General features: G+C 58.6%; 7 protein-coding genes. 1 reads left to right on the plus strand and 6 read right to left on the minus strand.

The window, feature by feature from the left end; genetic code table 11:
• The 4 genes from VGG64_17175 to VGG64_17190 form a co-directional block, all read right to left on the minus strand.
• Window positions 1-201, minus strand: a 201-nt coding sequence (locus VGG64_17175) for a hypothetical protein (protein ID HEY1601337.1), incomplete at its 3' end; no start/stop codon positions are given.
• Window positions 202-634: 433 nt separating this feature from the next.
• Entirely contained in the window at window positions 635-1,363 is a 729-nt protein-coding gene (locus VGG64_17180) for a PEP-CTERM sorting domain-containing protein (GenBank protein ID HEY1601338.1), read from the minus strand.
• A gap of 365 nt (window positions 1,364-1,728) precedes the next feature.
• Window positions 1,729-2,985 (minus strand): hypothetical protein, encoded by a 1,257-nt coding sequence (locus tag VGG64_17185; protein HEY1601339.1) that lies wholly within the window; start codon window positions 2,983-2,985, stop codon window positions 1,729-1,731.
• A gap of 151 nt (window positions 2,986-3,136) precedes the next feature.
• A complete protein-coding gene (locus tag VGG64_17190; GenBank protein ID HEY1601340.1) occupies window positions 3,137-3,274 on the minus strand; it encodes a hypothetical protein in 138 nt (45 codons plus the stop codon).
• 273 nt (window positions 3,275-3,547) lie between these two features.
• Between VGG64_17190 and VGG64_17195 the strand changes: the two genes are divergently transcribed.
• Window positions 3,548-4,555 carry a S1/P1 nuclease gene (locus VGG64_17195; protein HEY1601341.1) on the plus strand — a complete coding sequence of 336 codons (1,008 nt, stop codon included), beginning with the start codon at window positions 3,548-3,550 and terminating at the stop codon, window positions 4,553-4,555.
• Window positions 4,556-4,652: 97 nt separating this feature from the next.
• Here VGG64_17195 and nrdR read toward each other — a convergent pair whose 3' ends face one another.
• Together nrdR and VGG64_17205 are read right to left on the minus strand one after the other, a co-directional pair.
• A complete protein-coding gene (nrdR, locus tag VGG64_17200) occupies window positions 4,653-5,120 on the minus strand; it encodes a transcriptional regulator NrdR (protein ID HEY1601342.1) in 468 nt (155 codons plus the stop codon).
• Window positions 5,121-5,298: 178 nt separating this feature from the next.
• Window positions 5,299-6,154: hypothetical protein (locus VGG64_17205; GenBank protein ID HEY1601343.1), on the minus strand; the 856-nt coding region annotated here is incomplete at its 5' end.

Raw genomic sequence — 6,154 nt, forward strand, 5'->3', positions numbered from 1 at the left:
CCCGCTACCCACTGGCATGTAGTTGCTGTAGGGACCCGTGTATTCAATATTCGTGCCGACACCACTGGCCACGCTGCTGGCCGTCAGCAGCTCTCGGCTCTCGAGCGGCTCCAAACGGCAAGTACGGTATTTATTCTTCAGTTGTGCCGTCGAGGAACGGCGGCTCCGCGAAGGTAGCAACGACTTGAACAAGCGACTCATGGATGCACTCCAATTGAAGGTGACGTCAGTGAGGCGCCAGGGGCACAGGCGCGGATGCAAGCTTTGATGGCGGAGATAATAGGGAGGCAATGTTTTTGCGTGATGAGGACCAAATAAGACTTCAAATAGGATTGTGTGAGAGAAGATCACACAACGGCATGTCAGACGCGCTTGGCGACGTTTCGACGACTCGACCTTGCGGACTGCGCAACCTGCGTGGAAACCGCAGTACCGATGCTGCGCGCCCTTATAGGCCACCACGTCTTGGGAATGTCTTGCCCAAGACCGCTGGTAATTAGGCCGAGCCGATACACCGTCACCCCAAGGCAGGACGGCCTCGGGTAGGTCCGATGCAAAAACGTGCGGCGAAACGGATCATGCGAGTGACCGTTCCGCCGCACGCGATAGCTTCCATCAAACTCCGAGGCGGCAATTAACGGCCGCGGCGACGAAACGCCATGAAGAGCCCAGAGGCACCCATGACCGCCAGCACGATGCTTCCCGGCTCTGGAACGCCCGTGGCAGTGACGGTAAAGTTGTCAACGCGGTCTGTTCCGCCCGAGCCGACAGCCCCACCATTGGCGGACACCGTGCTATTGTCCGTGATTCGGAAATAGACGGTCGCTGCATTGGTCAAGGCCGTCAACGATGACAGGTTCTCGGTAATCGTGTACGCCGGGTTCGGCGTGCCCGATACCGAGGTCCAAGGCGTGTTCGGAGCGCCGTTGGTCAGCACCGCGAAGGGACTTCCGAACGGCGTAAACGTGGTGCCGTTCGTACTGTATTGCAGCACAAAGTCGCGTGGGCCCGTATTGCTCGAGGCCTGGTCCCAACTGAGCTGCACTTGCGCAAAGCCGGTGGTGCTCACCTTGAATTGGTAGTAGTCCCCCACGCTCCAAGCGGTCGAGCTGAAGGAGTGTACGCTGCTGTTGCCAGCCGGAGCACTATAGACCGTACTCCCTGCGTGCGAGCCGAGAGCCGACCCGCTTCCCACCTCGGGAGAAAATGGTCCCGCCGTCGCGGGAGCCGAGGTTTCGAACGTCCACGACGCAATGGTTGCAGCGCGGGCAACCTCGGTCGCGGACGATACACACAACATCGCAGCCAGGCACAAAGCCGACAGCGCCGCACATTTTCCGTGTCTCGCAATTGTCACATTCATTGACTTTCCTACCTTTGCAAAAACGCAGATTGATCCAATAAGCCCGACTCTTTGCAACCTCGGGAACCACCGCGACCGTGACAAATTCAAGTCGTCGATCGAGCCACGTAACAAACGCCTCGTGGCGCGGTTGCCGTGGAACCTGCGATTGCTTGCGGCGACTGTAGCGAGCGACGATTAGGAAAGGATGTTGTCTGAATCACAATTCCGTGAGACTTTGGTGAATCCGCGAACACATCGCGACCGGTAGTTGCGGGCCGACACACTAGCCTGAAGGCCTGCTAAGAGGCGGGCGACGTCAGTCAGCAATGGACCATCCCGCCCTAGACGAATGCTGTAGATGCGGCTGCGGACGGACATCCTGATCAGCGCGGCGTCAAACGTCTTCCCTGCCGACACGCCATCAGACCTAATCCCAGAATCATCAACACGATTCCACACGGTTCGGGAACGACCACCGCACCAGTTCCCGTCGTCTGTACCCAATTCGTCGCGATCAAGTTGATATCCAATCCGTTGACGACGCTGTCGCCATTTACATCGCCGGGAAGACCGCTCCCCATTTCTGCCCAATTGCTGGCAACGAGATTGATATCCAAACCGTTGACAACGCCGTCTTGATTCGCGTCGCCTGGAATGTGAGGCGGGGTGAGTCCCACGACGGCATAATCGGCCACCACTGGCAAGTGATCCGTTGCCGTCGTCAGAGCACTGAGCACGGCAACCCGGTTTGACAGATCGCTGAGCGCCGTATTGCCGACCGCGGACGTCGACCCGCCATATTTCGTGGTGCCATTGTTGCCAAAGGCTGTATACATGCCCGACACGAGTTGCATGCCGCTCTGGTTGAGCATCGGCCCAGAAACAAGCTGTAGGTCATCGCGGTACTTGAGCGAGGTGGCGGATTCAGTCAGGATGCCGGCGAAGCTCGCCGAACTCGTCCAATTGCCGGCCGGATTCGCCGGATCGTTGGCTTGCCCTACACCGCTAGCCGTCAGGGTTTGATACGTTGCCTCGCCGCTGTGATCGATATTCCAATCGCCTGAATAGATGATGTGCGCGTTCGGCCCAAGCGTTGCTGCGTCGGCACGGACTTCGGTAGCCTCGATATTGCGGCGAGTAGCATCGGAACTCGTCGTCCCGCTCTTGGCGTGACTGACGTACATGTAGAAATCTGCCGCGCTACTGGAGCCAATGGGCTGCAATTCGTATCGCATGGGCGCCCGCGCCGCGCCGCTGCTGCTGGCCGTGCCAACGGCAACAGCCCCCAAATCCTGGACGGTTTTGGTGTTGTAGATCAAGCCGCTGGGGCCATTTCCCGTCAAGAAGTTTCCGTCGGTCGGATCCGTCGTGGTGTCGTAGGCGTAGGTGCCGGTGCCATAGATACCGTTCAGTTGGCCGACAATATAAGAAAGCGTCGTGCTCGGCGTACCGTAGAGCTCCTCGAGTGCCAAGACGTCTATCGGCTGGGCATGGCCGTTCAGACTTTCACTACCGATTGCTTGGAGGACGGTCGTCAGGCCCGGTCCGGCATCGGCTCCGGCCGCACCATTGGTGTCGGCGTCGATGTTGTAAGTGACAATGCGGAGCGTCTGCGCAAAAGTAATCTCAGCGGTCGCCATAAGCCCCCCTATGATGGCGCAGACGAGATAGCGCGACCGAAAGAGTTGGGTCAAACACATCGCCTTATTTTTCAACGGGATTCTCCGTAGGCTGTCAGGCTTTGAATACTTTCGGATTCTGAAACTTCAAACGCCCAAGAAAGTTAAGCATCTACCAATCTTGTTCGCTGGCACGGCGACCTAGTGTGATGTGCCAGACTTGGCACTGCGGCGCGAAGCCGATCACGGCGCATAGTTTCAGTGCCAGCTGGCAATGGGCCTCGCCGCCGCGCAAGATGCAACGCCGCATCATGACTACGAACGCGTAGTGGAGGTCGCCGCGCGCCACTATTTCATACTGCCAGGGCAACGAGGTCACGGGGTTGTAGCTGGCAATTGTGAGATGCGTGTGTGGTCTGTGCCAAAAGAGCGCTAGAGTTTTGTTAGACGCGTCAAAACTCATTGACGCGCGCGGGCGAATCTTTAGAGTTGCGGCGTTAAGGTCGAGCGCGTGATTTGGTAATATCCCGATTAAACATCTCTGACCGCGCAACGGTTCGCCGCTACAGGAAAGCACACCATTATGCAAATTCATCGACTGGCCGTTGCCTGCGGAATGCTCTGCGCATTTCTTTCGTCGCCGGTTCAAGCATGGAGCGAAGCGGGGCATAGAATCATTGCCTCGATGGCGTTCCGCCAGCTAACGCCCGCGGCGCAGAGATCATTGGCCGCGATCCTCTCGCAACATCCGCGATTTGCAGAAGATTTTGCCCGCTACATGCCGTCCGACGTCGCGTCCAGCGACGAGTCGACGCGTAATGAATGGCTTTTCCAGCAAGCGGCTATTTGGCCTGACATGGCGCGCGGCCTGCCCGAAGATTCAAAACGTATCTACAACCATCCGACGTGGCATTACATCGACATTCCCAGCTTTTTGACCGAGGAAGATCGGGCCGCCTTGCAGAGCAAAATTACCATCAATATGGCGCTCGACGCGCCCGAGGTGGCGCAACAAGACATGAACGCGGTGCAAACAATCCGCCTGGCGCGGCGGTCGCTCACCGCCGGCACGGAAAACCAAGGTGAGACAGCCGTGTGGTTGTGCTGGTTGCTGCACGACCTGGGCGACCTGCACCAGCCGCTGCACTCCACCGCCATCTTTTCGGCCAAGCTGTATCCCGAGGGAGATAAGGGCGGTAACTCGGTGTCGACGCAGCAGGGTTTCAACTTACACGCGCTGTGGGATGAGTTCCTGGGAGATTGGGCCACATTTGCCATGGCGCGCGATCGCGCTGTGGAACTGGCGGGTCGAGATGACTTGGCCAAACTCGGTCGGGATGCTGCTGCGCAACTCGACGAGAAGATCTGGCTCGATGAGAGCTGGCACTTGGCACAAACCGTGGTCTATTGCCCCGAAGTGCTAGGTTATTTGCGCATCCAGGCCACCCGCAGCGACGGGCAGCCGCCGTCTCCATTGCGGCTCAGCGAGGAGTATCTGAATGGCGGAGTCCGCGTGGCCACGAACCGAGTCACGCAGGCCGGCTTCCGGCTCGGCGCCGTCCTCCAAGACATCGCCCAACGGCACAGGTGAATAGCAGCCTTGCCGACGACAACGACAAAATGGATTCCAGGCCACGATCGCCGTCGCGACCAACAACTGGCCGAGGCGGAAAACAGGCGATTCCTAGCTAGGGCCCCTGGTCGGTTTTTTCGAGCATGGGCTGTAGCTCTTCGACGAAGTCGCGGACGTCCGCAAAATCGCGATAAACGCTGGCGAATCGGACATAGGCCACCTGGTCTAGCTGGCGCAAGTGCTGCATGGCCAGTTCTCCCAGATAGCGACTCTCAACCTCGCTGTCGAAATTGGCATAAACTTCGATCTCGATCGCCGACACGACGCTTTCGATCTTCTCGTCGCTGATGGGGCGCTTCCAGCAGGCTTTTTGCAAGCCGCGCTTGATCTTGTCGCGTTCGAAGGGAAATCGTACGCCATCCTTTTTTACGACCTTGATCGTCTGCTCCTCGATGCGCTCGTAGGTAGTATAGCGACGCCGGCAATGCACACACTCGCGGCGTCGGCGGATCGCAAAGCCGTCCTCACTAGCTCGGGAGTCCGTCACGCGGTCGTTGTCCACGCGGCAATAGGGGCACTTCATCGCGGTTCTGCCTGTCTCGGCCCGGGTTGGTACGCCCAGAGTCTACTATACGGTCGCCAAATCCAGTAGGACATGTGCCAGCACGTGCGAAACGTTGCGACTATTGGGCGGCAAAGCGCACTCGCTTTAAACGACGGCCCGTTCCGGGCCGAAAGTCGCTGTGGGATAGGCCAACGGCCTAGACGTCTTCGTGGCCATGAGCGAAGCCATTCTCATTGCCCGCATGACGCGGAGTAGCATCGAGCCGTGGGGGCGCATCGTGGCGCGGAGGGTTCAAGGTCGCATCACGTCGGATGTGGCTTTGATCGTCGTCGCGATCCTCGCCCTCGTCATCACTGATTTCGTGACCGTGAAGACTGTCGTGACTTCCATCGCTAGGATGGGGAACGGATCCGGGTAGCGGGCCGTTTGGCGGCGGACCAGCATCGTCTCCGTGCTCGTGCGGCGCCAGCGTCCAGTCACGACGCTGCCGCGAACTGGGGATCTTCATCGCCTTGCGATACTTGGTCACTGTTCGGCGCGCCACTGACAGGCCGTGCTTTTCCAGCTCCTTGACCAATTCATCGTCGCTAAAAGGATGCTGCTTGCTCTCGCCATCGACAATCTCTTGCAGTTTGAGCCGCACAGCGTCCCAAGCAACTTCCTCGCCTGCGGCGCTGACGGTGCCGCCGCCGAAGAATCGCTTCAGCGGGAAAATTCCTCGCGTTGTCTGAATCCACTTGTCGTCCACGGCCCGACTGACGGTGGTGACGTGTACGCCCACCTTGTCGGCGATTTGCTGCATTTTTAGGGGCTCGATGAATTCGGGACCCTTATTGAGAAACTCCGTTTGGTGGTCGATGATCGCCTGCGCGACGCGCGTGAGGGTGTTGCGGCGCTGTTCGATCGATTCGATCAACCACTGGGCAGAATTGATCTTACGCTTGATCCATTCCTTCTCAGCGTCCGTGGCGTCCCCTTTCATCAGCAGCTTGCGATAGTAGGGGCTGATGAACAGGCTTGGCGTGCGACCATCTTCCAGGCGCACTTTGTAA

Source organism: Pirellulales bacterium, assembly GCA_036490175.1.
Lineage (GTDB): Bacteria > Planctomycetota > Planctomycetia > Pirellulales > JACPPG01 > JACPPG01.